Annotated in this window: 3 protein-coding genes; 1 reads left to right on the top strand and 2 read right to left on the bottom strand. The window is 34.7% G+C overall.

Annotated elements, in window-relative coordinates; genetic code table 11:
• A partial coding sequence (locus tag NZ579_08195; GenBank protein MCS7299916.1) for a hypothetical protein occupies positions 1–184 on the top strand: 184 nt, incomplete at its 5' end.
• A 75-nt stretch (positions 185–259) separates the two neighbouring features.
• On the opposite strand, the gene NZ579_08190 is transcribed toward NZ579_08195, so the two are convergent.
• Both NZ579_08190 and NZ579_08185 read right to left on the bottom strand, forming a co-directional pair.
• Positions 260–391: a CRISPR-associated endonuclease Cas1 gene (locus NZ579_08190; protein ID MCS7299915.1), complete on the bottom strand. Its 132-nt coding sequence runs from the start codon at positions 389–391 to the stop codon at positions 260–262.
• On the bottom strand, positions 360–740 hold a 381-nt coding region (locus NZ579_08185; GenBank protein ID MCS7299914.1), incomplete at its 5' end, for a LemA family protein. The genes NZ579_08190 and NZ579_08185, both read right to left, overlap by 32 nt.

Raw genomic sequence — 740 nt, 5'->3', positions numbered from 1 at the left:
GGTAAAAACTAAATTCAAAAAAGGCGATGTATTACTTGTCTATAAGGTTTCAATCCCTGAAAGGGTAGGTAAAAACTTCTATCTGTTGCTTGTGGCTGATTGTTGTATAATAGTTTCAATCCCTGAAAGGGTAGGTAAAAACCATAGTGTAAATACCAAATATTTTGGTACTCACACTTGGTAAGATAGAGCAACTTTCAATACACAACAATATTATAAACATAAGAATTTCTACTTGCAACATTTTTTTCTGCAAATCTCAGTTTAGACTTCTTCTCGGATAATAACTTCCTACATACCATCCCTTCCTGTTGAAAAAGTGTAGGCATATCTCGTTCTTAGTTAGAAATTCAAAATGATTAGTAGAAACTTGTGTTGGGTATTTTCTCAACTGCTTCTTTTTCAATCTCAAGGTATTGTTCTTTTTTGAACCCCAGCATGGAGGCAACAATGTTTGAAGGGAAGCGGTCGCATATAGTGTTGAATTCTTGGACTATGTTGTTGTAAGTGTATCTATACCTTGCTGCATCGCCTTCTATATCTGATATTGAGTGCATGATGTTTGATACCAATCCTGCTGTTTGTGGGTTTGGATATGCTTCAACTGCTACTTTTATATCTCCCATTATACTTCTTATGTTTCTTTCAATCTTATTAACATCTTCTGGTGTTTTCGCTTCCATACCTGATGACCTTAGCCTCGTTACTTCAACAAAAAGATCTTTTTCAAATTTCGCATA

The sequence above is a fragment of the Spirochaetota bacterium genome (genome assembly GCA_025061835.1).
GTDB lineage: Bacteria > Spirochaetota > Brevinematia > DTOW01 > DTOW01 > SKYB106.
This window is presented reverse-complemented; position numbering and strand designations above follow the sequence as displayed.